The sequence below is a fragment of the Prosthecobacter sp. genome (genome assembly GCF_044227185.1).
Lineage (GTDB): Bacteria > Verrucomicrobiota > Verrucomicrobiia > Verrucomicrobiales > Verrucomicrobiaceae > Prosthecobacter.
Map to the genome: position 1 here is coordinate 438,516 of NZ_JBGAFO010000006.1, position 22,966 is coordinate 461,481.

At 62.5% G+C, this 22,966-nt stretch carries 24 protein-coding genes; 13 read left to right on the forward strand and 11 right to left on the reverse strand.

Features of this window, described 5'->3' with window-relative positions:
- Nucleotides 1–19: 19 nt before the first annotated feature.
- From ACILSQ_RS16685 to ACILSQ_RS16705, 5 genes are all read left to right on the forward strand, one after another.
- Nucleotides 20–844 (forward strand): hypothetical protein, encoded by an 825-nt coding sequence (locus ACILSQ_RS16685; RefSeq protein WP_395744789.1) that lies wholly within the window; start codon nt 20–22, stop codon nt 842–844.
- A 54-nt stretch (nt 845–898) separates the two neighbouring features.
- Nucleotides 899–1,873, forward strand: a complete 975-nt coding sequence (locus ACILSQ_RS16690; RefSeq protein WP_395744790.1) for a DUF4384 domain-containing protein — start codon at nt 899–901, stop codon at nt 1,871–1,873.
- A gap of 19 nt (nt 1,874–1,892) precedes the next feature.
- The gene (locus ACILSQ_RS16695; RefSeq protein ID WP_395744791.1) at nt 1,893–2,678 is read left to right on the forward strand and encodes an OmpA family protein; all 786 of its coding nucleotides are present in this window, start codon (nt 1,893–1,895) and stop codon (nt 2,676–2,678) included.
- A gap of 104 nt (nt 2,679–2,782) precedes the next feature.
- Nucleotides 2,783–2,935 (forward strand): DUF3309 family protein, encoded by a 153-nt coding sequence (locus tag ACILSQ_RS16700; RefSeq protein ID WP_395744792.1) that lies wholly within the window; start codon nt 2,783–2,785, stop codon nt 2,933–2,935.
- Nucleotides 2,936–2,960: 25 nt separating this feature from the next.
- Nucleotides 2,961–4,088, forward strand: a complete 1,128-nt coding sequence (locus tag ACILSQ_RS16705; RefSeq protein ID WP_395744793.1) for a DNA topoisomerase IB — start codon at nt 2,961–2,963, stop codon at nt 4,086–4,088.
- Between the two features lie 23 nt (nt 4,089–4,111).
- Here the strand turns inward: ACILSQ_RS16705 and ACILSQ_RS16710 are convergent, their stop codons facing one another.
- Entirely contained in the window at nt 4,112–5,203 is a 1,092-nt protein-coding gene (locus tag ACILSQ_RS16710; RefSeq protein WP_395744794.1) for a putative zinc-binding metallopeptidase, read from the reverse strand.
- A 104-nt stretch (nt 5,204–5,307) separates the two neighbouring features.
- Nucleotides 5,308–6,138, reverse strand: a complete 831-nt coding sequence (locus ACILSQ_RS16715) for a Ku protein (RefSeq protein WP_395744795.1) — start codon at nt 6,136–6,138, stop codon at nt 5,308–5,310.
- 201 nt (nt 6,139–6,339) lie between these two features.
- Here ACILSQ_RS16715 and ACILSQ_RS16720 point away from each other — a divergent pair, with 201 nt between their 5' ends.
- Nucleotides 6,340–6,531, forward strand: a complete 192-nt coding sequence (locus tag ACILSQ_RS16720; protein WP_395744796.1) for a hypothetical protein — start codon at nt 6,340–6,342, stop codon at nt 6,529–6,531.
- An 81-nt stretch (nt 6,532–6,612) separates the two neighbouring features.
- Here ACILSQ_RS16720 and ACILSQ_RS16725 read toward each other — a convergent pair whose 3' ends face one another.
- Nucleotides 6,613–6,996 carry a hypothetical protein gene (locus tag ACILSQ_RS16725; RefSeq protein WP_395744797.1) on the reverse strand — a complete coding sequence of 128 codons (384 nt, stop codon included), beginning with the start codon at nt 6,994–6,996 and terminating at the stop codon, nt 6,613–6,615.
- A 2-nt stretch (nt 6,997–6,998) separates the two neighbouring features.
- Nucleotides 6,999–7,448: a CBS domain-containing protein gene (locus ACILSQ_RS16730; RefSeq protein WP_395744798.1), complete on the reverse strand. Its 450-nt coding sequence runs from the start codon at nt 7,446–7,448 to the stop codon at nt 6,999–7,001.
- A gap of 236 nt (nt 7,449–7,684) precedes the next feature.
- Between ACILSQ_RS16730 and ACILSQ_RS16735 the strand changes: the two genes are divergently transcribed.
- Entirely contained in the window at nt 7,685–8,332 is a 648-nt protein-coding gene (locus tag ACILSQ_RS16735; protein WP_395744799.1) for a sigma-70 family RNA polymerase sigma factor, read from the forward strand.
- A gap of 113 nt (nt 8,333–8,445) precedes the next feature.
- On the forward strand, nt 8,446–9,183 hold the full coding sequence (locus tag ACILSQ_RS16740) for an endonuclease/exonuclease/phosphatase family protein (protein WP_395744800.1): 738 nt from the start codon (nt 8,446–8,448) through the stop codon (nt 9,181–9,183).
- Between the two features lie 2 nt (nt 9,184–9,185).
- Here ACILSQ_RS16740 and ACILSQ_RS16745 read toward each other — a convergent pair whose 3' ends face one another.
- The 3 genes from ACILSQ_RS16745 to ACILSQ_RS16755 all read right to left on the reverse strand — a co-directional run bounded on the left by ACILSQ_RS16745 (nt 9,186) and on the right by ACILSQ_RS16755 (nt 11,881).
- Nucleotides 9,186–10,499: a phosphatidylserine/phosphatidylglycerophosphate/cardiolipin synthase family protein gene (locus ACILSQ_RS16745; RefSeq protein ID WP_395744801.1), complete on the reverse strand. Its 1,314-nt coding sequence runs from the start codon at nt 10,497–10,499 to the stop codon at nt 9,186–9,188.
- Nucleotides 10,496–10,999: a DUF421 domain-containing protein gene (locus ACILSQ_RS16750; protein WP_395744802.1), complete on the reverse strand. Its 504-nt coding sequence runs from the start codon at nt 10,997–10,999 to the stop codon at nt 10,496–10,498. Before ACILSQ_RS16750 ends, ACILSQ_RS16745 begins: the two co-directional genes overlap by 4 nt.
- A 282-nt stretch (nt 11,000–11,281) precedes the next feature.
- Entirely contained in the window at nt 11,282–11,881 is a 600-nt protein-coding gene (locus ACILSQ_RS16755; RefSeq protein ID WP_395744803.1) for a nitroreductase family protein, read from the reverse strand.
- A 121-nt stretch (nt 11,882–12,002) separates the two neighbouring features.
- On the opposite strand from ACILSQ_RS16755, the gene ACILSQ_RS16760 reads away from it, so the two are divergent.
- Nucleotides 12,003–13,814: a glycoside hydrolase family 15 protein gene (locus tag ACILSQ_RS16760; RefSeq protein ID WP_395744848.1), complete on the forward strand. Its 1,812-nt coding sequence runs from the start codon at nt 12,003–12,005 to the stop codon at nt 13,812–13,814.
- Nucleotides 13,815–13,824: 10 nt separating this feature from the next.
- Here the strand turns inward: ACILSQ_RS16760 and ACILSQ_RS16765 are convergent, their stop codons facing one another.
- Nucleotides 13,825–15,141 carry an Nramp family divalent metal transporter gene (locus ACILSQ_RS16765; RefSeq protein WP_395744804.1) on the reverse strand — a complete coding sequence of 439 codons (1,317 nt, stop codon included), beginning with the start codon at nt 15,139–15,141 and terminating at the stop codon, nt 13,825–13,827.
- A 307-nt stretch (nt 15,142–15,448) separates the two neighbouring features.
- On the opposite strand from ACILSQ_RS16765, the gene ACILSQ_RS16770 reads away from it, so the two are divergent.
- Both ACILSQ_RS16770 and ACILSQ_RS16775 read left to right on the forward strand, forming a co-directional pair.
- Nucleotides 15,449–16,327: an SDR family oxidoreductase gene (locus ACILSQ_RS16770; RefSeq protein WP_395744805.1), complete on the forward strand. Its 879-nt coding sequence runs from the start codon at nt 15,449–15,451 to the stop codon at nt 16,325–16,327.
- Nucleotides 16,328–16,343: 16 nt separating this feature from the next.
- Nucleotides 16,344–17,324 (forward strand): DUF72 domain-containing protein, encoded by a 981-nt coding sequence (locus tag ACILSQ_RS16775; RefSeq protein ID WP_395744806.1) that lies wholly within the window; start codon nt 16,344–16,346, stop codon nt 17,322–17,324.
- Here ACILSQ_RS16775 and ACILSQ_RS16780 read toward each other — a convergent pair.
- Together ACILSQ_RS16780 and ACILSQ_RS16785 are read right to left on the reverse strand one after the other, a co-directional pair.
- Complete coding sequence (locus ACILSQ_RS16780) at nt 17,314–17,985, reverse strand: hypothetical protein (protein WP_395744807.1); 672 nt, start codon at nt 17,983–17,985, stop codon at nt 17,314–17,316. The two genes, ACILSQ_RS16775 and ACILSQ_RS16780, sit on opposite strands and share 11 nt — an antisense overlap.
- A gap of 340 nt (nt 17,986–18,325) precedes the next feature.
- Nucleotides 18,326–18,667, reverse strand: coding sequence for a hypothetical protein (locus ACILSQ_RS16785; protein ID WP_395744808.1), 342 nt, complete (start codon nt 18,665–18,667; stop codon nt 18,326–18,328).
- 374 nt (nt 18,668–19,041) lie between these two features.
- Between ACILSQ_RS16785 and ACILSQ_RS16790 the strand changes: the two genes are divergently transcribed.
- Nucleotides 19,042–20,640, forward strand: coding sequence for a hypothetical protein (locus tag ACILSQ_RS16790; protein WP_395744809.1), 1,599 nt, complete (start codon nt 19,042–19,044; stop codon nt 20,638–20,640).
- Nucleotides 20,641–20,699: 59 nt separating this feature from the next.
- Nucleotides 20,700–21,380, forward strand: a complete 681-nt coding sequence (locus tag ACILSQ_RS16795; protein WP_395744810.1) for an OmpA family protein — start codon at nt 20,700–20,702, stop codon at nt 21,378–21,380.
- Between the two features lie 17 nt (nt 21,381–21,397).
- On the opposite strand, the gene ACILSQ_RS16800 is transcribed toward ACILSQ_RS16795, so the two are convergent.
- Nucleotides 21,398–22,903 carry an NAD(P)H-dependent oxidoreductase gene (locus tag ACILSQ_RS16800; protein WP_395744811.1) on the reverse strand — a complete coding sequence of 502 codons (1,506 nt, stop codon included), beginning with the start codon at nt 22,901–22,903 and terminating at the stop codon, nt 21,398–21,400.
- Nucleotides 22,904–22,966: the final 63 nt, after the last annotated feature.

Sequence of the window (22,966 nt, forward strand, 5' to 3'; positions counted from 1 at the left end):
TCTCATCCGCCCTCTCTGCATGAACGCGTCCGCCTGTCCGACCTGCCATGCGGAGATCCCCGCGGGGGCTCCGGCCTGCCAGCATTGCGGAGCGGGAGCGGCGGGCGGCGCGCCGGACTACACGAAGGTCGGCATGGGGGCGCTGGGCAGCGTGCATGTGGAGCATAAGCCGGTGGGCGTGCTGCACCAGGAGACGCATTATCACCAGCATCCCGCGGCGGTGTCTGTGCCCCGATGGATGTGGATGATAGGACTCGTGGTGGTGAGCGGCGCGATCGTGCTGGTGGTTTTGAATCGTGCTGCGCCGGTGATCCATATTCATTCGGAGACGGCGGCCGCCCCTGGTGCACCCGACAAGCAAGTTGCTCCGCAGGGGAGTCTGCCTGCCCGGCCAGCAGTCGTGGCGGAGGCTCAGCAGCCGGCGGTTGTGGAGTTTGACCGTCAGGACCGCATCTATTACGGCGGCGAGGTGCAGTCGCTGCGGATCACGGCTCCTGAGACGGGCTTTCTCTATGTGGCCTCTCATTGGGCGGACGGCCGCATGCGGCTGCTGGCGCACCCGGCTTTCAAAGGCAGCACGCAGCCGGTGCAGAAGGGGCAGATGATCTCCATTCCGGCAGTGCGGCTGGTCTTCACTCCAGCCACCGCGGACGCCAGCGAGAGCCTGGAGGAAATCTGCGTGCTGATCGGCAGGGACGGGCAGCTCGACATTCCTGGCAGCGACACCGCGGATGTTTCCCAATCCTGGAAGGACATGACAGCGGGGAGCGGCTCCACGGCACGCCAGGTGGTGGTGAGCAATGCATCCTACCGCATTCGTGCGGGCAAACGCCCCCCGCTTTGAGTTTTCGCCGGAAAAGATGGCCCAACAGCTCTTTTGATTTCATCATTCCTTCCCGTGAACCCCGTGCCAGACCCTTCCTCCTCCGCCGCCAGTCCTGACTTCAGCAAGGTCGGGTTTGGCGCGATGGGGAATGTGGAGGTGAGGCATGATGCGTCCCAGCATACGACTCATCATGTGACGCATGATTCCTCCACGATCTCCCACACGCATCACGACGACAAAAGCCAGCACATTGACCAAAGCGTCAATCAGCAGACGACCATCCATCACGCGGGACTGTCGCCGATGGTGTTGTTTGCGATCACCTGCGTGATCATTGCGGGCTTTCTTCTGACGATCCTGGCGCTGCGGTCTGCGCCTGCGGGCGCGGGCGGAGGGCAGCCGCAGAGTGTGCCGGCCATCGTGATTGAAAACAAGCCTGTGGTGCAGGTGGACAGTGCGATGGTGCCGCAGGCACCCCGCACCGGAGAGGTCACTCAGGTGCCTGGCCCTGCCACTGTCAGCCTGCCGGAGATCGTGCTGGCGGAAGTGGGTGTGGTGGCGGACGGGCGGTTCACACCGCGCACATCGTTCAAATCCGGGGAGCTTCTGACGCTGCGCCTGAAAGTCAGCCGCGCCTGTCATGTGCGCGTTTTGTACCAGCCTGCCCAGGGAGACCCGGTGTGGATGTACCCAGAGTCAAGCACGGGGAGTGATGCTGTCTCGGGCGGCAGGGAGGTGCTGATCCCGGACCCCGAAAAGCTCAGGGCCAAGGCGCCGGATGCGACCGCCTTTCAGCTTTACCACGACACGGGGCGCGGACCGCCGATTCAGGAGCAGATCCTGATCCAGACCGCGGACGAAGCCTTCACGGGGGAAGGGGCCACCCGCACGGCTGACTCGCCTTACCGCACTTACCAGGGCCTCACGCTGGCGGAGGCGCGCATGCGGGGCATGGTCCGGCTGCAGGGGCACAGCGCCAGCGCGGCGCAGGCTCAGATGGAGGCCATGCATGCTGAACGCACTCTTTCCTTTGCCATCTCCCCCTGATTTACGTCCCACGCTTGTCATGAAAACATTCGTCCTCATTCTTGGCGCCGTGTGGTGTCTCACGGGAAGTTCGCCGGCCCAGCAGGCGCCTGCGACCACGGACGGCTCCGCCATGAAGGCGGATGACATTGCCAAACAATGGCAGAAGACCGTGCCCGCGGGGCCGGTCCTGCGCACGCGCGGCCTCACGCGTGGCGGAGGCAATGGGGCCGTGCAGCCAACGCTGCGCACACGTGGAGCAGGACTGAGCCAGAAGGCGCTGGAGGCGAACACGGGTGTGCTGGAGATCCTGCGGAACCGCGGCATGAAGATTCTCAAAGGTTCAGAGGCCGCCGCCGCCCAGGCCGCGCAGGATCAGGCTGCGGCTGGTGCCGCGGCTCCGGAAACGCCGCGTGCGGAGGCTCCGCCGCCACCGCCGCCTGTTTATGTCGAGGTTCCGGTGGTGCAGGAAAAGCAGATCGCCTTTCGTCTGCGCTTCAAGAAGGACTCCACCGAGCTGGCCGACGCGGAAAGCCGGATGCTGGTGGCCACCATTGCCCAGGCGATGAAGAAAATGCCGGACGCCCATTTCCTGCTGGAAGGGCATACCTGTGACCTGGGAGAGAGCGGGTATAATCTGCGCCTGTCCGAGATGCGCGCGCTGCAGGTGCGCACCCTGCTGGGGGACATGGGCATTCCGGCGGAGCGGCTGCTCGCGGTGGGGCAGGGAGAAAGCCAGTGCGAAGTGCCCAATACCTCCGAGTCCAGTCGCGCGCTCAACCGGCGCGTGGTGATCGGGCCCATTGAGCTTCCGCACTTGCCGTGACAGGCGCATGGTGAGTGTGAGGCGGAATGCGGGCGGTGATGAGCTGACGCCACGGTTTTTCGTTTTTCTACGGCCAGAACGAACTGCCACGGCGAAATGGCGGTATGAACAACCTCCTACTGATTCTTCTAGTCCTGCTCTTGCTCGGAGCACTGCCCACATGGCCGTATAGCAGCGGATGGGGCTATGGGCCGAGCGGTGGTTTCGGCCTCATCCTTATCATCCTGCTGATTCTAATGGTCACAGGAAGACTTTGAGGGCAGTGCCACGACCCGGAGCCTCATGAAAGCCGGCACCGCTCCGCCCGTGAGCGTTCCCCCTGACAAGACCGCCCGGCAGGCGGGGCTGAGATATGTGCTGGATGAAGGACCTGGGATCACCCGCCGCCGCCGGGGCAGGGCGTTTGTGTACCATCTTCCCGGTGGGAAGCTGCTGCGTGATCAAGACGCACTTCGCCGCATCCGCAGCCTTGCCATTCCGCCTGCATGGACGGAGGTGTGGATCTGCCCGATCGAGAACGGGCACATTCAGGCCACGGGCCGGGATGCGCGCAGGCGCAAGCAATACCGCTACCATCCGCGCTGGCTCGAAGCACGAGACGCCACGAAATACGAGCGGGTGCAGGCCTTCGGAGCGGTGCTCTCGCGCATCCGGCGGCGTGTGGATGCCGATCTGCGCCGGCACGGGCTCAGCAGGGAGAAGGTGATGGCCACGATCGTGCGCCTGCTGGAGACGACGCTGATCCGTGTGGGCAATGACGAATATGCGCAGCAAAACGGCAGCTACGGCCTGACCACGATGCACAACCGCCACGCGAAGGTGCGCGGCGCTCAGATCACCTTTTCCTTCAAAGGCAAAAGCGGGAAGCATCACCAGATCGACATGCGGGATCCCCGGCTGGCCAAGCTTGTGCGCCGATGTCAGGAACTGCCAGGACAAAATCTCTTCGGGTATCTGGATGAAGAGGGGGTGGTACATCAGGTGGCTTCCGAGGACGTGAACGCTTATCTGCGCGAGATCGCCGGCGAGGAGTTTTCCGCGAAAGACTTCCGCACGTGGGCGGGGACGGTTCTTGCCGCAGTGGCGCTGCGAAGTTTCGGGCCGTTTCATTCGCTCCGGGAAGCGAAACGAAATGTGGGGAGCGCTGTTGCGGCGGTGGCGAAAATGCTGGGCAATACGCCCGCGGTTTGCCGGCGCTCCTACATCCATCCGGTCATTCTCGACAGCTACCTTGCCGGGGAGGAGCTTTGCCCGCGCCGCTCATCTGGTTTACGGGCGCTGCGTGGTTCTTCGCTGGGGAGACTGCGGTCCGAAGAGGCGGAGGTGCTGCTGCTCCTGCGCGAACGTGCGTCAAGCACCGCGCCTGTGCCTGCCGCCGTACGTAGGCCCTCCCGCCGCAGGCAGTGCTGATGTGAGCCAGTCAGCGTGCTTCATCACGCGGCGGCGGCGCTGGCTGGCGGCGTCTTCGCGGCGGGGGCGGGCATCGCCGGCTTTCTCCAGGACTTGGCCGCGACGCCCACCATCTTGTGGACGAACAGGATCTTCCGAGCTGTTTGGGAGGAGAAGACGAAGGGATACAGAGTCGTGTGACCCAGGCTTGCAGCCATCTCATTGAGCGCGGGCGAGAGCCTGGCCCAGTCATTGAGGGTGTTTAAAAAGCTGGCGTCCATGCCTGGAGCGCCCGCGAGCACCTCCTCCGGCTTGAAGGGGGTGAAGGGGATGGGCACACTTTTGCCTGCCCAGCCGAATGCTCCGGCCGTTTCCACACCATCGAGAATGTGGAGATACTGGGCCCAGGTTTCCGCCCAGTCCTCCCAGGGATGGGCCGTGGCATAACCGGTGATGTGGGTGGCGGACCAGGTGCCCACGGGGCCGTTTGCATAGTAGTTTGCCAGGGCGGCGGAGTAGTCTTCACGCTCGTCTCCAAACAAGGCGCGGAACTCGGCGCGCAGCGGGTCGTCCTCCTTGCGCTGGGCAAAGAACCTGTCCCAGTAATAATGCCCGAGCTCATGCCTGAAATGGCCCACGAGGGTGCGGTAGGGCTCGCCCAGATGGTGGCGCTGCCGTTCACGATAGAGATCATCCGCCTCGTTGAGATTGAGCGTGATCACGCCGTTGTCATGGCCCGTCATCACACAGAGGTTGGGAATGGGGCTGAGAAAATCAAAGGCCAGGCCATCGGGCTGCTTCTTCCGGTCCGCAGGGGTGATGCGCAGCCGTGCGAGAGTGTAAAGGGCCCGCCGCTTGGCGATCTCCATCTTGTGCCAGGCGTCCTGATTTCCAGGAACGCTGAGATCCGGCACCATGTGGTTCAGGGTGCAGGCGCTGCAGTACTCGGGGCCTTTCGCGTGGACCAGCCAGTTGCACACTCCAAACTCGGTGCCATTGCGACACTGGACATACGGGGCGGCGACGGGCTTCATGCGGTTGTCGGTCACGTCATAGCCCACCGTGCTGCCGCATTTCAGACAGAGCGTGTTTTCAAAGAAGAGAGTGTTTCCGCAGGTGCAGGCAAAGTGAATCATGGGATGAAAACGGATGCGTGGTTTGTTGCCAGTTTCATCGGCGGCTGGGAGGGTTTCGGCCTTGTCCGGGCACCTGAGTTTGTCCCGCTTTTGCGCAGGGGCGGTCACGCGGCTTTTCGCCGGCTTTTGGTGTGGCTCTTCTTTTTGGAGCCGCCGCTGTCCCCGTGCTGCTGGAGGCTCTTTTTCAACACGGAGACGAGGTCGATGACATTGGTGGGCCGCGCGCTCCGGCCCTTCTTGGTTTTGATGGCTTTGCCGCCAGAGGCCGCTTTTTTCTCGATCACGTCCATCAGCGCCTCCTTGTAGTCGTCCTTGTATTTCTTTGGCTCCCATGTGCCGCTCATGCTGGCCACGAGCTGCTTTGCCATGTCAGCCTCCTTTTTGCCGATTCTTGCCTCGCCCGGGACGTGCAGCTCATCGGCGGGAATGATTTCATCGGCAAAGTGCATGAGCTCAAGCACCAGGGCGTCTCCCTGCGCTTTCACCGCCGCCAGGTGCTCGCGTGTCTTGATGACCACTTTTGCAATGCCGAGCTTCTTTGTGCTGCGCAGCACTTCGCGCAGCAGCGCGTAGGCTTTGGCACCGCTCTTGACCGGCTCCATGTAATAGGGCTTGGAGAACATCATCGGGTTGATCTGGTCCGCCTCGACGAACTCCTGAATGTCCACGGTCTGCGTGGCCTCCACATCCACACGGGAGAAGTCCTCATCGCTGAGAATGACAAACTTGCCCTTCTCATGCTCGTAACCCCGCACAATGTCTTTCCACGGTACTTCCTTTCCGTCGGCCTCGGCCACGCGCTTGTTGTTGATGGGGCTCAGGTCACGTTTGCGCAGGAAGTGGAAACGCAGCTCCTCGCGGCGGGTGGCGGGATAGAGCGTGATGGGAATATTGACGAGGCCGAAGCTGATCGCGCCTTTCCAGATGGGTTTCATGGGGAGGGGGAGCCGTTGCAGTTGTCATGGCTCTGCCATGTTTCCGTGCGTCCCTGCGCTTATGTGCGTATGCAATCCCGTCTGAAGGTTAGGGGCGGCGCCGGATTGACCCCTCAGCGGGAGAGGAGAATCCGGTCCGCGTCCAGTTGCCATGGGCTTTGATACACGCAGGCTTCGGCAGGCACGCGAAAACTTCATGCTATGAAAACTTATCTCATCCTGGGTGCCTCCGCACTCGCCTCGATCCTCTTCTCTTCCTGCGACACGCCTGATGTTGTCACCCAGCCGGTGACGACCACGACCGTCACTGAAGAGACGGTTACGCCGCAGCCCATCACCAACCCGGAGTTTGCGCAAACCACGAAAACCACCACGACGCGCACCACACGCTGATGGTTCAGGGCGGCATTGTCCGGTACTGCCGGACGGTGCCGTGCTGGTTTCTCTCCGCGGGATGGCTTTGCGCGGAGCCTCTCACTGTTTTCTCTTCAATTCTTTCTCAGCAGCCACGCGGAGGTCGTGATCTGCTTCTTCGAGGCCGTTGCCGATCAATTGTTCGGCGATGACGTGCTCCTCGTCCTCCGAAGAGGCGGTGATGACGAGGTGGCCGGTTTGCACCGAGGGGTGATCGCGCAGGGTCAGAGGGGTGAAGGCTGCATCTTCTTCAGGTGCTTCCACGGTGGTGCCGCCCCCGGCGAGTTCCGCCGCAGCCTGGGCGAGGTCGGCATCGGAGACTTTTTCGCGGCCATCGCTCAGGGCCAGCTCTGCGGCGCGCTCCTCCACCTCAAGCTGGCTGGCCTGGCCGAGGCCGGGAGCGGTGGCGCGGAGACGGGTGGGAAGCAGGGTGCTGGCGCTCATGATCAGGAAGCGGTTGGTGCTGCGCTGTTTTCGACCGGGGCCTGAGTCTTGGCCTGGATCTCCTCGCGACTGAAGATGCCAACGACATGCATCTCGCGGTCCACCACGGGGAGGTAGCTCAGGCCGCGCTCGTCCATCACGCGTTGGGCGCTTGCGCAGTCTTCATCTTCATAGCAGAAAATGACATCCTTGCTCATGATCTGGCCCACTTTTCCTGTTTTAGGGTCGTGGCCCCGGCCGCCCAGTTTCCAGTCGGGATCTTTTTGGTCGATCATTCCGACCAGCTTGCGGTCACGTGCCACGGGCCACTTGCTGGTGTCGTGCTCACGCATGCGGGTGCCGGCGGTCTGCACACTGTCATCCGGATGCAGGGCACCGGCATTTTCTTGAGCCAGTGTTTTCAGAGGAGGGGAGCCGGCTTTGGCCGGACGTGTTTTTGATTTGGCGGCCATGGGGAAGGACAAGAACTGTTTTGTTCCTGCCCATGGGATCGACACAGACGTGCGGCTGGTTGTATCACATTCGCGGGCTGCCCTTTTCCTTAGCGGGCGATCAGTGGATTTCCCGGCCTTTGGAGCGGCGTTTTGGGCACCCTGAGGGTTTTTTAAGGGGATCAGGCATACCCTGAGCAGAGGTACGGGGTGGGGTCGGGTTGTGGGAGAGGGGGAGGTTCTGTATCTGGTTCCTCATGAAAACGTTCACCACCACCTCCTTTGCCGAGTCGCCGTCTCACCCCCACCACCACGAGACCGACACCCAGCTCCCCGCGGATGAAGACCTCATGGCCGCCATCCAGCAGCGGGATGCCGCCGCGCTGGAAACTCTCATGCAGCGCTACCGCCGGCTGCTCAAAAGCGCCATCATGCGCACCGTCAATGATGATGCCGCCGCCGAAGACGTGCTGCAGGAGTGCTTCTTTGAGCTGTGGCGGCAGGCGGACCACTATTCCCCCTCCAAGGGGCGGCCGCTGGCCTGGCTGATGACGCTGGGCAAGCGCCGCGCCATCGACCACCTGCGCCGCTCAATGGCCTACTGCCGTGCCAAGGACCGCATGGAGGATGCCCTGCACCAGACGCAGACGATGACGCAGGACTCCGCAGCGGACTGCGAGCAGGCGGACATCGGACGTGTGCTGGGCGAGCACCTGACGCTGCTGCCCGAGGCGCAGAAGCAGGTGATCGAGCTGGCGTTTCTGCAGGGGATGAGCCAGCGGGAGGTGGCGGAGGCCACCCACACGCCGCTAGGCACGGTGAAGACACGGATGGAGCTGGGGCTGAAAAAGCTGCGGCAGACCTTCCGCACTCGCAGCGCCATCCACACGCTGGAAGCGGCGTGATCCAAAAGAGAATCTGAATGAAGGGCGTGCGTCTGCCAGGACTGCACGCCCTTGTTTTTTGACGCCACTCCCTTGACGGCATCCATCCAGGGGCTGCAGACCGATTTTTGAGCATGAACCAACGGCTGCGAGTGATGACCTACAATGCGCATAGCTGCGTGGGGACGGACGGTCAGCTTGATCATGGGCGAATCGCGGAGGTGATCGCCATGCATGATCCGGACATTGTCGCGATTCAGGAGCTGGATCTGGCGAGGCCGCGCAGCGGGCGGATGGACCAGGCGGCACTCATTGCAGGACATCTGAAAATGCGATTCCACTTTCACCCGGCTCTGCGGGTGCAGGAGGAAATGTATGGAGACGCGATTTTGAGCAAATGGCCGCTGCGCCTGCGCCATGCGGGAGAGCTGCCGACGGCGAAGGCATGGCTGGCCTTTGAGCCCCGCGGCGCCCTGTGGGTCACGGCGAAATGCGGCGATCATGAGGTGCAGGTAATCAACACCCATCTGGGGCTGAGCCGGCGGGAGCGCGAAGCCCAGGTACAGGCGCTCCTGGGATCAAACTGGCTGGGGAACCCGGAATGCGCCCAGCGGGTGATCTTTTGCGGGGATCTGAATGCGCTGCCCTGCTCAGCGGTGCACCGTTCCTTTCGCAGCGTGCTGCGGGACGCAGCGAAAAACGTGAAACCCTCAGGCGGGGCCACCTTTCCTTCACGCTTTCCGCTTCTCCGGCTCGACTACATCTTCGTGAGCGCCGACGTCAAGGTGCTGGCCGTGCACGCCGCCAGCACGCCGCTTTCCCGGCAGGCTTCGGACCATCTGCCGGTGATCGCAGATCTGGAGATCACATGAGATCACATCTGCGAGCGCAGCACGGAGCCCAGCGCCCCCCAGACCCTTTCGCGCATGGGCCGCCGCCGCCACTCCGCCAGAGTGATCTCGCGCGAGACTGCGCGGTCCTTTGCAAAGAGCTGCTCATGCAGAGCGGCAAACCTGGCGTCGTGGACGTTCAAATTGGCCTCCGCATTGAGGCGCAGAGAGCGGTTGTCGAGATTGGCCGAGCCGACCGACGCCCAGCAGCCGTCCACCACCATGTATTTGCAGTGGTAGAGGGCGGGAAGGTACTCATAGATGCGCGCTCCCGCCTTCAGCAGCGGCCCCCAGAGCGAACGCCCCACCAAACGCGCCATCCTCTCATCGATCAACGGCCCCGGGACAATGATCTCGACATCCACACCACGCTGGCAGGCCTCCACCAGAGTCCGGATGGTGAGGTTGTCTGGAATGAAATAGGCGTTTCCGATGCGGACCGACTGACGGGAGGCGGCGATGGAAAGGAGAACCATCAGCCGCGCATTTTCACCGCCGTCACTGGCGGAGCTTTTGAAAACCTGGCAGGTCACATCACCCGCTGGCTGCAGCGGGGGGAAGTAATCGTCCCCATGGAGGACGACGGTCCGGGTCTCCATCCAGTTGTCCATGAAGGCCTGCTGAAGCTGGGCTACGACGGGGCCCTCCAGGCGGTAGTGGGTGTCCCGCCAGCGTTCCGGCAGATCCGCATCTCCGTCCCAGTCATCCGAAATGCCGACGCCCCCGGTGAAACCTATGCGGCCATCGATGACCAGGATCTTCCGGTGGGTGCGCTGGTTGAAGCGGGTGAGTTTCATGTAGCGGTAGATCTCCACCTCCACCCCTGCACGCTTCAGCAACTGCATGTCCGGCCCGTACAGGCAGTTGCTGCCCATGGCATCCTGCAGGAAGTGCACCCTGACTCCGGCGCGGGCGCGCTCCGCCAGGGCGCGGGCGAACTGACGGCAGACGCCGCCCTCGGAGAGGACAAAATTTTCAAAGGTGATGGAGCGCTGCGCAGAGGCGATGGCCGCGAGCATGGCCGGAAAGATCTGCCGGCCATTTTCCAAAACCTCCACGGTGTTTCCATCGACCAGCGGCGGCCCGAGAAGATGGCTCATCGTCCGGCAGAAGGGCGGCTCGCCCACGGCATACGAAGTATGCACCCGGTGCTGGATCTTTTTGTCCGTCTCAAAAAAGTTCCGCGCGATGAAGACTCCCGCCAGCACACTGCCGGCCGCTGTGACAGCGAACGGCAGAAGACCGTGAGATTTTCCCACAGGGGCGTCGTCCTTCCGATGGCGTGCGCTGGACTTCATTCACGCCTTTTGATAAAGCTGATTTCACCGCTGCGCTCCAGGCAGGCGAGCCGGATGTCCGGCAGTTCTGATGTCATGGCCTTCAACCGCAGCTGCTCCGCAAAGTCGTCGCCGCTGATGTGGTGCCTGCGCAGGGTCTGCTCGTGCAGCCGGCCGTCTTCGGCGAGCACGTCGGTGTGGCCTTTGACCCAGGTCTCAAGCCGCGGCCAGCGGCAGGCGAGGCTGCCCATGAGGCGGTGCAGCAGGATCAAAAAGAAGCAGGCCCCGACGGTGGGAAACAAGCGCTCGGTGCCGGTGATGCTTCTTCCCATGATGGATCCCAGGATCAAAATGAGCAGCACGTCAAAGGCTGACTTTTTGGCGAAGGAGCGTTTGTCGGCGATTCTCACCAGGACGATGCCGGAGATGAAAACGACCACGGCGCGCGCAATCATTTGATGAAACTCCAAGGTCTCCGCCGTGCGGTCCAGGCCAAACAAATCTGTGAAAAGGGGCCACATGGTCGTTCACTGGCTTCGTTTCGCGCACGCGGAGTCCGGCAAAAGAACTTCGGGGCCCCGTCGTGTTACGGCTTCATTGCCACCGGCTGTCAGGCGGCGGCGAAAGACGGCTCCTGGGGTCCGCAGATTTGCGGCGTTTGGTGGGGGGCTCATTTCCCCTGGTGTATTTCCAGCGGGATGCGGCGGCGAGTGACGTGCTGGTCTCCTTAGCCTGCTGCCCCGCAGGAGGGAGTAAGATCATGATGGAGATTTTCATATGGATTCAGCAGGTTGTGGATTGTTTCAAAGGGTCACATAGGGGCCCTCTTGAATGCTTTCCTTGACGGGTCTCCGCCCGGAGGGGGATTCCATCTGCCGAAGTTTTTCGGGGAGTTGTTCCGGGTCTCCCGGACGCCCAACGGCAAACATGGCCACGACGTCATGATCTTCGGGCACTTTCAGTTCGCGGTGCGCACGCTCGAAATCGAAGCCTGACATGCCATGGACCACGAGGCCCATCGCCGTGCCTTGCAGCGCCAGGTTTTCAAAGGCGTTGCCGCAGTCAAAAAGATGCACCGGATTGGGCTTGCCGGTCTTGGCGAAGACCTTGCGGGCCAGGATGACCACCAGCATCGCCGCGTTCTGGCACCAGACCTGGTTGTCCTTCACCAGCAGGCCAAAGAGAGCGGGCCAGTGAGGCGTGTCACGCCGGGCGTACAAGAAACGCCACTCCTGCTCATTGTAGGTCGAGGGCGCCCAGCGGGCCGCCTCAAACAAGGTCAGCATTTCTTCTTCAGAGATGGGCTCTCCTGTCATGGCGCGTGGCGACCAGCGACGATAGATCAGCGGCTCGATCGCATGATCAACCTGGCGGATTTTGGCGGGATCAGGATGCTGGCTCATATTTCTTAATCGCCCGCTGCGGAAACTGCGGCTGTCTGCTTTGGTAAAAAAGCCATGACCCCGGCATCTGTGGGAGACGAGCGAAACGTACCGCCGCATGCGGGGCATGCCGCGAAATGGGATAGGAATGCAGATCGAGGATTATGGATTTCTCAGTGACACGGAAACTGCCGCGCTGGTCAGCCGCGACGGGTCGATTGACTGGCTCTGCATGCCGCGATTTGACTCCGGGGCCTGCTTTGCACGCCTGCTGGGCACGGAGGAAAACGGGTGCTGGCAAATCTGCCCGAAAGGGAAGGTGATGCGGACGAGCCGCCGCTATCGAGGTGACACACTGATCCTTGAAACGGAGTTTGAGACGGCGCAGGGCCGGGTGAGACTGACGGACTGCATGCCGCTGCGGGATGAGTTTCCCGACATTGTGCGCAAAGTGGAGGGACTGAGCGGCAAGGTGGAAATGACGACACGTGTGGTGCTGCGTTTTGACTACGGCCGCCTCGTTCCCTGGGTGCGACGCGTGGATGGAGGCATCACCGCCATGGCCGGGCCGGATGCGATCATTCTGCGCAGTGATGTGGAACTGCGCGGGCAGGACCTTTCCACCGTGGGCGATTTTTCCATCGAGGCAGGGGAGTCCAAGGCTTTTGTGCTGACGTGGTACCCCTCCCACAAGCCGCCACCAGACGCCGAAAACTCCGAGGAAAGCCTGCGACGCACCGATGAGTACTGGACGAAGTGGTCGGCAGAAACCCGCCCGCCCGGAGAGTGGAGGGAGGCCGTGGTGCGCTCGCTTCTGGTGCTGAAGGGGCTGACCTACGCGCCGACGGGGGGAATCGTGGCCGCGGCCACCACGTCACTGCCGGAGCAGATCGGGGGCGAGCGAAACTGGGACTACCGGTTTTGCTGGCTGCGGGATGCGACGTTCACCCTCTATGCGCTGCTGGGGGCGGGTTACAAACAGGATGCCGAGGCCTGGCGAAACTGGCTGCTGCGGGCGGTGGCGGGCAGCCCATCCCAAATGCAGACGCTGTATGGCGTGGGCGGGGAGAGGCCGTGCCTGGAATATGAGCTGCCGTATCTCGCGGGGTATGAGGCATCCAAGCCGGTGCGCGTGGGCAATGCAGCGTCTTTGCAGTTTCAGCTCGATGTGTATGGCGAGGTGATCGATGTGATGCACCAGACGCGGAAGCTCGGGCTGGAAGTGGATTGTGCCGCCTGGCAGCTCGAGCGCTGTCTGGTCAAATTCGTGGCCGAGCACTGGCAGGAGCCGGACATGGGCATCTGGGAGGTGCGCGGTCCGGCCCGGCATTTCACGCATTCCAAGATGCTGGCCTGGGTGGCCATGGACCGCGCGGTGAAGGCCTGCGAAAAATTCGGGCTTGAAGGGCACGCGCCTGAATGGCGCGCTGTGAGAGACCGCATTCATGCCGAGGTTTGCGCACGCGGATACAATCAAAAGCGCGGCGCCTTTGTGCAGTCATTGGACAGCGACAAGCTCGACGCCAGCCTCCTGATGATTCCGCTGGTGGGCTTTCTTCCTCCCAGCGATCCCCGGGTGCGCTCCACCATCGCCGCCGTTGAAAAAAATCTGATGTGGAACGGTTTTGTGCTGCGGTACCATACCGACACGGATGTCGATGGGCTGCCCCAAGGGGAGGGCGCCTTTCTGCCCTGCTCCTTCTGGCTGGCTGACTGCATGAACCTGACTGGGCGCTACGATGAAGCCCGCGAGCTGTTTGAGCACCTGATTTCATTGCGCAATGATCTGGGGCTGCTCTCCGAGGAGTATGATCCCAGAGCGCGCCGCCTGACTGGAAACTTCCCCCAGGCCTTTTCGCACGTGGCGCTGGTCAATTCAGCCGCAAATCTCAGCAAGCACCACGGCCCTGCCGCGCAGCGGGCCAATGGAGCCGAGGGCGCCACGGCCAAGTAAGCTACGGAAATCAGCGCCCCCACGTCGCGAACAGCCCGACGGTGGCCGCGATCATCAGCAGCGTGGCAAGCCAGCCGGTGATGCGCAGGTACGGGGACAGAGTAAACTGGCCCATGACCCTGCGGTTGGTGGTCATGAGCATCATCAGCACCATCAAAGGCGCGGCGGTCACGCCATTGATGACGGCTGTCCAGATCAGCGCCTTGATCGGATCCATGGGGGTGAAATTCAGAATGATGCCAATAACCGTCGCCACGGTGATGACGGCGTAGAAACCCTTCGCTTCGCGCGCCTTGCGCTCAAGGCCGGTGGGCCAGCGCAGGGCCTCCCCCACGGCGTAGGCGGCGGAGCCCGCGAGAACGGGAAGGGCCAGCATGCCGGTGCCCACGATGCCCACGGCAAACAAGAAGAAGGCGAAAGGACCTGCCACAGGGCGCAGGGCTTCGGCCGCCTGTGCAGCGGTTTCGATCTCCGTCGTTCCTTTCTGATGCAAGGTGGCGGCCACGGTGAGCATGATGAAGAACGCCACGAGGTTCGAAAAGGCCATGCCCACATAGGTGTCCCAGGCGATGCGCTGCGTCTCTTTGGGCGCCTGCTCCGGCGCATGTTTGAGGGGCTTGGCCGCCTCATGCTTATTGACCTCCTCCACTTCACCGGCCGCCTGCCAGAAGAAGAGATAAGGGCTGATGGTGGTGCCCAAAACCGCGATGAACATGGTGAGAGTCCTGCCGTCGAACTTCAGATTTGGGAGAAAGGTGCCTTTCAATGCCGCGCTCCAGTCAATGCGCACGGTGAAGACGGTGGCGACATAGGTGAAGAGGGCGAGGCAGAGCCAGCGCAGGATCTTTGCATACCGCGAGTAGGGGATGCGGATCTGCATCACCACCGAGATTCCGGCAAGGAGCACGAGGTACAGATGCACCGGTCCGCCGATGAGCAGCTTCACGGCTGCGCCCATGGCGCTGAGATCGGCGGCGAGATTGATCGTGTTGGCGATCAGCAGCATGAAGACCACCGGATAGAGCAGCCAGCGGGAATAGTAGCGGCGCATGTTGCCTGCGATGCCGTTTCCGGTGACGCGGCCAATGCGCGCGCTGATCTCCTGGATGCTCACCATCAGCGGATAGACAAAGAGCATCGTCCACAGCATGCCGTAACCGTGCTGCGCACCGGCCTGCGAATAGGTGGCGATGCCGCTGGGGTCATCGTCAGAGGCACCCGTGACCAGGCCCGGGCCCAGGAGCTTGAGAAAGCGGCGCGGCGGCGGCTCGTCCTTTGGAGAACCTGGTTTGCGGATGCGTTGAGCGAGGTTTTTCTTGGATCTCATATCCTTGCAGTGGCTGGGGCTGATTCAAAGGCGTGCCGCAACTGGCCGAGGTGGTGCAAAAAAGCGGGCGTGCGGTCTGTGACAACCCACGCCCTTGGTCATTGATTCCTCTCTGTTCATTGAAATCGAGATTGAAGCACTGACACCTGTTTATCGCTTCCATGGCGGGCTCCGGATGTGGACGGACTTTTTTAACGCCTGATGACAGCCATCCTGATGGCGGCTCCAGCACGAGGCCTGAAACCCACCACACAACCGGAGAGAGCGGGGTCTTCGATCTTAATCCTCAAACGCCTGAATGAATGACATGAAACCCTTGGCTGATCCCCGGCACCTGTATCCCCGACCGCCTTATGGCAATGAACCGCAGGCACCCCCGGGCTGCGAGGCAGACATGCATCCTGCCGCTGATCATGGTGAGGCCAGCTATGCGGGAAACCAGCTCCTGCAGGGGCGCCGCGCACTGATCACGGGAGCTGACAGCGGCATCGGACGGGCGGTGGCGCTGGCGTTTGCACGTGAAGGCGCGGACGTGGGCATTTCTTATCTTTCCGAACATGACGACGCGCGCGTCACCGAAAAACTGGTGGCGGAGGCGGGCAGAAAGGCCGTGCTGCTGCCTGGAAATCTGGAGGCAAAGCAGACCTGCGAGGAGGTGGCCCATGCGGCCGTCAGCAAGCTCGGAGGGATTGACATTCTGGTCAACAATGCGGCATTCCAGCGCACCTTTTCGTCGCTGGACGAGACGGCGGATGAAGATTTTGTGAAGACCTACGAGATCAACGTTCTTGCGATGTTCAGGATGTGCCGTGCCCTGCTGCCGCAGATGCAGGCGGGGTCCTCCATCATCAACACGGCCTCCATTCAATCGTTTGATCCCAGTCCCAATCTTCTGGCGTATGCATCCAGCAAGGCGGCGATCGCGAGTTTCACGCGCTCGCTGGCCCATATTGCCATCGAGCAAGGCGTACGGGTCAATGCGGTGGCCCCAGGCCCCGTGTGGACGCCCTTGATCCCATCCACCATGGAGAAGGAAAAGGTGAGGACGTTTGGCGCACACACGGCTTTTGGCCGCGCGGCCCAGCCTGCGGAACTGGCGCCGATCTTTGTGTTTCTGGCCAGCGCCCAGGCGAGCTATGTCACTGGCGAGGTCTATGGAGCCACGGGCGGCCAGATGCCGCTGTAATCCATCTCCGCACGCCATGCCCGCCTCCGGCCAGTTTCGCATCGGTATTTCCGGCTGGCGGTATCCCCCGTGGCGCGGCACCTTCTACCCCCGTGAACTGCCGCAGCGGCGGGAGCTGGAGTATGCGGCGAGCCAGGTGAATTCGATCGAGATCAATGGCTCTTTTTATGCGCTCCAGCGGCCGCAGAGTTTTCGTCTGTGGTATGAATCCACACCGGAGAACTTCATGTTTTCCGTGAAGGGGGGACGCTTCATCACCCATCTCCGGCGGCTGCAGGATGTAAAGGTGCCGCTGGCCAACTTTTTCGCTTCCGGCGTTCTGTGCCTGAAGGAAAAGCTGGGTCCCTTCCTGTGGCAACTTCCGCCAAGCCTGCCCTTTGAACGGGACCGCCTGGAAACGTTTTTCGATCTGCTGCCGCGGGACACGCGTGCAGCCGCGCGGCTGGCCCGCCAGCACGATGCGAAGGTGTCCGGCAAGGCATCCATGAAGGCGGCTGTGGACCGGCCTTTGCGACATGCGCTGGAAGTGCGGCACCCTTCCTTTCAATGCCGGGAGTTTGTGGAGCTGCTGCGGGCGCATGGCATTGCCCTGGTGGTGGCAGATACCGCTGGGAAATGGCCTTTCATGGAAGATGTCACCTCAGACTTTATCTACGTCCGTCTGCATGGTGACGAGAAGCTTTACGTGAGCGGATACACTCCTGCCGCGCTGAAGGAGTGGGCGCGGAAGCTTCGCGTGTGGGCCGCGGGGCGCTCGCCCTCCGGCTCTAAACTGACGGCACCCCGCGCCATGCCGGCGGCAAAGGGGCGCGATGTCTTTGTGTATTTCGACAACGACGTGAAGGTGCGCGCGCCCTATGACGCGCAATGTCTGGCGCACCGGCTCGGGATGTGCAAAGAACCGCCGGCTCCAGGGAAAGCGGAGCCAGCGGATGATTTTGAGCCGCGGGACTCGTGGCCAGAGAGAAGGACCCGCAGGCGTGCGGTCAGCGCCTGACCTCACGGGTGACGGTCGTGCGCGTGGTTTCAGTTTTAACGGGTGGCTTGGGCAGGCCCGTGGGGCCCGCGCCGAGAACCTCCACCTTGCTGGCGATGAGCGTGTCTCCCACTTTGGTGTAGAAGACGCGTACAGGCGCGCCGGCTTTGACGGACGCCGGCGGCACCGGTTTGCCGTTCTGATCCACGTAATTGGTGGTGGTGTTGTTTACATATCGCGCGGGGGTGGTGGAGGCCCCTGGCATCTGGATGACCAGCACGCCGGGGCTCACTTCAACAAGGGTGCCGTCCGAAGTGAGGGCGGTGTTTGCCACGACTTTGGTGGCGACGATCATGTTGCCCACAGGAGTGTAGTGGACCGTCACAGGAGTGTCCTGGGTGATGCGGTCGGGCGGGATCGCCCGGCCGTGGGTGTCCACAAACATGGTGTCCGCATTGGTCATGTACTCGGTCATGCTGCCGGTGATGGGGTCGAGCATCATCATGCCTTTGGCATTGAACGAGGAGATGGTTCCAGAGGCATGCAGATCCTGCGGCAGCGTCACCGAAGTGGTCTGCGTAACGGTGGTGGGGGCGAGTGTCTGGGCCGAACTCAGCAGGGGTAGTGCCAGCATTGGCGCAGCAATGAGAAACAAGCAGGAGGGGTGGAGGGAACGTTTCATAGATGAAGGCCGTTTGTTTGTTTGGTTTTGTTTTTTGAGGCCATGGGTGTTTCGCCCGCAGGGCGTTTCACGGCTTCATGAATCGGCGGTAATTCTGGTGCTGATGCACGCGTCAGAGCGCTCTCTCATGGTATTGGCCCGGAAGCCATGGTGTGGAAAAATGCGGGCGTGCGGTCCGTGAAGACCCACGCCCTTGATCAGAGATTCATCTCTGCTGTGATTCGAGACTTGACCCGTGATCCTTTAAAAATCGCCGCTGCGGTTGAGGGCGGACGTATTGCGTCCGCACGTTTTCTTGGAACATCTCGTCGCAACTGCGCAGCGGTTTCATTGAATGCCATCAGTCATCGTCAACGACCACGCGGCTGATCACGCGGGCGTTGCCGTCCATGTCGTAGTACACATGCACGGGGGTGCCGACTTTGACACGGGCCGGCAGATCTGTTTCGGAGATCACTTTGCCGTTTTTGGTTTCATAGACGACCTTCTTTCCGTAGCGGTAGGTCACCGGACCGCTGGATTCCTTCACGATGAAGCTGGAGCCCGGGGTGTATTCGGTGATCGTGCCGTTTCCATAGGTGGTGGTTTGGGTGGTGGTCGTCGTGGTTTGCTGCTGGTCCTGCGCATTGAGGGCAGCCGCGCCCAGGAACGTGCAGGCGAGAACAAGAGACAAGGATTTCATAGAGGTTGTTTTTGTGAGTTTAGGTTTTGAACCATCCTGATGGATGGCTGGTAAAGATCGGGGTGTCTGCAGAGGGTGGATGTGAAGCAGCGCCCCCTGAAGGCGGACTCGGCCCCCAGGAGGTCAGGCGCCGGCATGAGGCATCCCTCAGCAGCGTGGCCGGAGGGGTGATCTGCCCCATGCCATCTTGATTTAAAACTGCCACCTGACCGGGCGAGCAGCCCAGTCCCCTAGAGCTCCCGGTTTTGCATGCGCGATGTACCATTATCATGAAAACTTCATCACACTTACTCACTGTTTTTTCGTTGGCGGCACTTTCGTGGCCGGTGGCCGCGCAGGTGGCGGGTCGGCCGGCAGCGTCTCCGTCTTCTTTTGTGGAACCTGCCAACACTCCTGCCGCGGCGCCCGGCGACGGGCTGGTGGTGGACCGAGGTCAGGCCTATCTGATGCGCAATGGCCGTGCCGCCCGGATCAGCAGGGCGCTCATTCCAGACGGGCAGGTGCTGACCTGGGAAGGGCGGCTGGTGCCGCTGCCTACAGGGTTCAGAATTTACGACCAGGCGGCTACTCAGCCTGACGGCATCATGATGTTTGGAGGAACTCCTTATTGGATTCATCAGGGACGTGCCTCGCTGATCAACAACACAGTCGTGCCACAGGGGCAGGTTCTCACCGCGCGTGGACAACTGGTGCCACTGCCGCCTGACTTCAGCGGTTTTGTCCCAGATGCAGGCGGTGCCGCGCAGCCCATCAGTACGGAATTGGGCGCATCACCAGCGCCAGCGCCGCGCACCATCCAGACCGGAGGCGCTGCCTCGCCCGGAAGTCCGGGCGGTGCACCTGCCGGAGGAGGCGCGAATGCAGGGAGCCCAGGCGCGAACGGAGCCGGCAATCTCCCGGCGGCCGGAGCTGCCTCAGGCGCATCCGGCGGGGGGGCGAATGTTTTCAGCGGAGCTGACACCGTCTTTATAGGCGACGGGGGAGGCGTGCGCCCGGTTGGTGGTGTCTCTCCTGCTTCGGGAGTACAAACCTTTCCGGGAAACTCCGCAGCACACATCACCAACGGGGCCACGCGACCGTTTGTCAACGGACCGCCGGGGAGCACCGCTGCGAGAACCGTGGGCAGCGGCCCCAGAGACAATGGCACCCGGGCGCAGCTCGCGGGGACGCCCTCCACGACACTGGGTGTGGGGTCGGGCGTGAACACCGGCGGGGGCGTTCCTGCAGTGAGTACGGCCGGGGCAGGCACCACGCTGCCTGGAGGCACCGCCGCGAATGGCGCAACGGTGAACGGAGCAGTCAATGGAACGACTGCAGCCAGCGTCGGTGTCAACGGAACCGCCGTCAATGGGGCGACGACGAACGGGATGACCACCAACGGAACAACCACCAATGGAACGACTAGCAACGGCGCCGCCACCAATGGGACGACGACGAATGGAACCACAACCAATGGCACAACGGCAAACAGCGCAGGCGGAGTGCCCGCGACCACGGCTGGCGGTGCCACCGCTGCGACGGCTGGCGGGGTTCCGGCGACCACCGCTGGAGGAGTCCCTGCAACGACGGCTGGGGGAACACAGGCCACAACGGCAGGTGGAACTCCCGCCACGACAGCCGGCGGTGCTCCTGCGACCACCGCTGGAGGTGTGCCAGCCACGACAGCCGGCGGAGCCCCTGCGACCACGGCCGGAGGAACTCAGGCCACAACGGCCGGCGGTGTCCCAGCGACGAGCGGAGGCACATCCAGCGGCGGAACTTCAGGCGGGACCACGAGCGGTGGTGCCTCGGGTGGCAGCACCGGAGGCGGGACTTCGGGTGGCAGCTCGGGCGGCGGGACTTCGGGTGGCAGCTCGGGCGGCGGGACTTCGGGTGGCAGCTCGGGCGGCGGAACTTCGGGCGGCAGCTCCGGTGGTGGTACCTCGGGCGGAACCAGCGGCGGTGGTGGCGGGGCCGCTGGCAGCGGGAGTTGAGGCGCACTGCTTCAGGATTCCAGATTCTTTTCACATTCACCTTCAATCTTCGCCAATTTATGAAAACATCCCTGCTTTTGCTTTTCTCGCTCGGTTTCGCCCAGGTGCAGTTGCGTGCCCAGGCTGTTGCGGCGCCGACGACGGCAGTCCCTGCCGTTACTGTCCGCACGCTGGATCCCCTGGCTGCGCAACGTCAACTGCTCATCACTCCGAAGTCGGTGCCTCTGCCGGCGTCAGCCGTGCCGCCGGTCACGGCACCACCGCAGCCGGTGGTGAAGACCACGAAAACCACCACGACCGTGGAGACGCCGGGTCTGCCGCCCCGTGTTTATCAATCTGAGCGGAGTGTGGTCGTGGTGGGAGATCAAAATCAAACGCGGGAGCTGCCGTATGTGACTCTGCCGGTGTTGTTCGTTCAAGGCACCGCGGACCTGCTCGATGCTGAATCGCGTTCTGCTTTGGAACAGATTGCCAACGTGATCAAAACCGTGATCGCGGCGGAACCGACGGCGATGTTTGACATCGAAGGCCACACCAGCACCGATGGACTGCCGGATTTCAACACCGCTCTCTCCGTGGCCCGGGCTCAGCGGGTGTATGACGAGCTGACGCTGCGCTACGGCGTTCCTGCCACCGTGCTGAGCGCCCATGGCTACGGCTCCAGCTATGCGATGTTTCCGAATGGTACGGAACCGCAACTGCAACTGGACCGCCGGGTGCTGGTGGTGCGGACGAGGTAGGAGTTCACGCCTTTCCCTCAGTGCTTCAGCCAGGGTACCCACACAAACCAGAGCATGTAAGAGAGGGCGAGTGCGAGCAGACCATTGATGCGTCCGGCAGGCGGCTGCCGGACGCAGCCTGCCAGGCCCAGCATGAGGACACCGCCGTGGACGAGCAGTGCCAGAAAAAACCACCACGGGCTGCTAAAAAGAACCGCATACCAGGCCACCGCGAGAAAGGCGGATGCCAGCGCCAGGCCCGCCGCCGTTCTAGGACCCCAGCGCACCGCGAGTGTTTTTTTGCCTGCGGCAGCGTCTGCCTCCCTGTCTGGAAAGCCTGCGAGAATGATGGCCGGAAGCACCGCGAAAAACATGGGCAGGGCCAGAAGTCCTGCGCCCTGCCAGTCTCCTCCGCCCTGCGAAACATGCCCCAGCAAAACCACCAGGGCGCTGTGGGTCAGTGCCACGGCCAACTCTCCCCAGGTGCGATACGCCAGCTTCAGCGGGGGCGCTGTGTAGCCAATACCCAGCACCAGCCCTGCGCCTATGAGTGTGGAGACGGCGGCCAGGGATGTCTCCGGCAGAATGGTGAGGCAAAGAATGACGCACGCGAGACCACCGGCGGCTACATTTCTCCCTTTGTGAAGCTGTTTGCTGCTCAGCACCCCCTGAATGATGACCCGTGAACCTCCCGTGAACGGGCCGCTGTTGCGGTTCAGAGTGTCAGTCTGCACGTCGTGGATTTCGTTCGTGAGCACCGCCATGGCTTCCAGCAGCCAGGCGGCGGCCCAGCAAAGCAGATACGGCTGCCACCGGAAAGCAGCGCCCTTGGCATCCGAGGCGCTGACGGCCCCCGCAGTCAGGGCCAGCCAGGGGAAAAAGTAAAACTGTGGACGCAGGGCCTGAAGCCAGGCTTTGATCCGCGCCCTGGCGCCAGTGCGCAAAATCCTCTCCAACTGATGGCCCTCCTGCCGTGCCCGCTGCAGCCAGGACTGCCGCTGTTCGGGAGTGGAGGTCCGGACCGGTGAGAAAAGCAGCACACGGACCGGACCGATGCCGCAGAATCTCAGCGTGGCATCCCGCAGGGCACGGATGCTGCAGGAGTGCAGGATGCTGCCAAAGATCCAGCGTGGAGTGTCCATGGTGGCGATCAGAGTCGCGGACCTCCCGCCCAGCAGTCCCTCCCATCCGCCGTCCTCCCGTTCCACGAAGGCAAAGCCGGGCTGCAGCACGCGGTCCAGCCAGCCTTTCAGCAGAGCGGGCATGGTTCCCCACCAGACCGGGTACACAATCATGAGGTGCTCCGCCCAGAGCAGTTCCTGTCTGGATCTCTCAAGGCAGGGTTCCAGGGCCTGGCCGGTGTGGTTGAAATCAAAACTCAGCTCACGCAGCGCGAGCCAGCGCACCTCATGCAGTGCGGCGGAAGCGCCATTGGCGGCGGCCGCGACGAGTCCGCTGCAGAAGCTGTCCGCACGGGGATGCGCATCGATCACCAGGACGTGACGCCTGTGCGGTTTTGCCGCTGTGGCTGAGGAAGCATTCATTGAAGTGTAAAGCCGGCGCACCGCCCGGCTGGAATGCCAGGGAATCGTTTGAGGCAGGCTGGA

What these genes read in the sequence shown, in the direction of transcription:
- ACILSQ_RS16685 (WP_395744789.1), top strand. Translation starts at nt 20, where the DNA reads ATGAACGCGTCCGCCTGTCCGACCTGCCATGCGGAGATCCCCGCGGGG.
- ACILSQ_RS16695 (WP_395744791.1), top strand. Translation starts at nt 1,893, where the DNA reads ATGAAAACATTCGTCCTCATTCTTGGCGCCGTGTGGTGTCTCACGGGA.
- ACILSQ_RS16700 (WP_395744792.1), top strand. Translation starts at nt 2,783, where the DNA reads ATGAACAACCTCCTACTGATTCTTCTAGTCCTGCTCTTGCTCGGAGCA.
- ACILSQ_RS16705 (WP_395744793.1), top strand. Translation starts at nt 2,961, where the DNA reads ATGAAAGCCGGCACCGCTCCGCCCGTGAGCGTTCCCCCTGACAAGACC.
- ACILSQ_RS16710 (WP_395744794.1), bottom strand. Translation starts at nt 5,203, where the DNA reads ATGATTCACTTTGCCTGCACCTGCGGAAACACTCTCTTCTTTGAAAAC.
- ACILSQ_RS16715 (WP_395744795.1), bottom strand. Translation starts at nt 6,138, where the DNA reads ATGAAACCCATCTGGAAAGGCGCGATCAGCTTCGGCCTCGTCAATATT.
- ACILSQ_RS16720 (WP_395744796.1), top strand. Translation starts at nt 6,340, where the DNA reads ATGAAAACTTATCTCATCCTGGGTGCCTCCGCACTCGCCTCGATCCTC.
- ACILSQ_RS16725 (WP_395744797.1), bottom strand. Translation starts at nt 6,996, where the DNA reads ATGAGCGCCAGCACCCTGCTTCCCACCCGTCTCCGCGCCACCGCTCCC.
- ACILSQ_RS16730 (WP_395744798.1), bottom strand. Translation starts at nt 7,448, where the DNA reads ATGGCCGCCAAATCAAAAACACGTCCGGCCAAAGCCGGCTCCCCTCCT.
- ACILSQ_RS16735 (WP_395744799.1), top strand. Translation starts at nt 7,685, where the DNA reads ATGAAAACGTTCACCACCACCTCCTTTGCCGAGTCGCCGTCTCACCCC.
- ACILSQ_RS16740 (WP_395744800.1), top strand. Translation starts at nt 8,446, where the DNA reads ATGAACCAACGGCTGCGAGTGATGACCTACAATGCGCATAGCTGCGTG.
- ACILSQ_RS16745 (WP_395744801.1), bottom strand. Translation starts at nt 10,499, where the DNA reads ATGAAGTCCAGCGCACGCCATCGGAAGGACGACGCCCCTGTGGGAAAA.
- ACILSQ_RS16750 (WP_395744802.1), bottom strand. Translation starts at nt 10,999, where the DNA reads ATGTGGCCCCTTTTCACAGATTTGTTTGGCCTGGACCGCACGGCGGAG.
- ACILSQ_RS16755 (WP_395744803.1), bottom strand. Translation starts at nt 11,881, where the DNA reads ATGAGCCAGCATCCTGATCCCGCCAAAATCCGCCAGGTTGATCATGCG.
- ACILSQ_RS16765 (WP_395744804.1), bottom strand. Translation starts at nt 15,141, where the DNA reads ATGAGATCCAAGAAAAACCTCGCTCAACGCATCCGCAAACCAGGTTCT.
- ACILSQ_RS16770 (WP_395744805.1), top strand. Translation starts at nt 15,449, where the DNA reads ATGAAACCCTTGGCTGATCCCCGGCACCTGTATCCCCGACCGCCTTAT.
- ACILSQ_RS16775 (WP_395744806.1), top strand. Translation starts at nt 16,344, where the DNA reads ATGCCCGCCTCCGGCCAGTTTCGCATCGGTATTTCCGGCTGGCGGTAT.
- ACILSQ_RS16780 (WP_395744807.1), bottom strand. Translation starts at nt 17,985, where the DNA reads ATGAAACGTTCCCTCCACCCCTCCTGCTTGTTTCTCATTGCTGCGCCA.
- ACILSQ_RS16785 (WP_395744808.1), bottom strand. Translation starts at nt 18,667, where the DNA reads ATGAAATCCTTGTCTCTTGTTCTCGCCTGCACGTTCCTGGGCGCGGCT.
- ACILSQ_RS16795 (WP_395744810.1), top strand. Translation starts at nt 20,700, where the DNA reads ATGAAAACATCCCTGCTTTTGCTTTTCTCGCTCGGTTTCGCCCAGGTG.
- ACILSQ_RS16800 (WP_395744811.1), bottom strand. Translation starts at nt 22,903, where the DNA reads ATGAATGCTTCCTCAGCCACAGCGGCAAAACCGCACAGGCGTCACGTC.